At 79.8% G+C, this 445-nt stretch carries 1 pseudogene; it reads right to left on the bottom strand.

The annotated features are described in order from the left end of the window. Positions 1–81 precede the first annotated feature (81 nt). Positions 82–445 (bottom strand): annotated as a pseudogene (locus AEA42_RS22750) (hypothetical protein); the annotation flags it as partial.

Here is a 445-nt window from a genome sequence, read left to right as displayed (position 1 = left end):
GCACCGCGGGGACGCCGGGGTGACCGGGGAGGACGGGCGGCTCGCGCTCGGGCGGGGCGGGGGTGCGGTCCTGGTGCACGCTCACACCTCCGCCGAGTCCATCGCGCCCACGAAGGAGCGCGTGAGCGCGTGCTGCGGGCGCAGCAGGACGTCGTCCGCGGGGCCCTCCTCGACGACCACGCCGCCGGCCATGAAGACGACCCGGTCGGCGACCTCGCGCGCGCCGACCGACACGCCGCGCAGCTGCTCCGTCGACTCCTGCACCGCGACCGTGAGCTCCTGCGAGGACCCGACGAGCGTCGCGGCGGCCTCGGCGACGGCACGCGCCGAGGTCGTCACCTCGGTCGTCGCGGCCGTCGGGCGGGCGCGGGGTCCGGTGAGCGCCATTCGGAGCCGGTCGAGGCCGGGGCGCTCCGGGCCGGGCGCCCGGCGGCGGGCGGGGGCG

The organism is Shewanella sp. Sh95, from assembly GCF_001308045.1.
Taxonomy (GTDB): domain Bacteria; phylum Pseudomonadota; class Gammaproteobacteria; order Enterobacterales; family Shewanellaceae; genus Shewanella; species Shewanella xiamenensis.
Note: the sequence above shows the minus strand (reverse complement) of the source record. Positions and strands in the feature narration are given on the sequence as shown.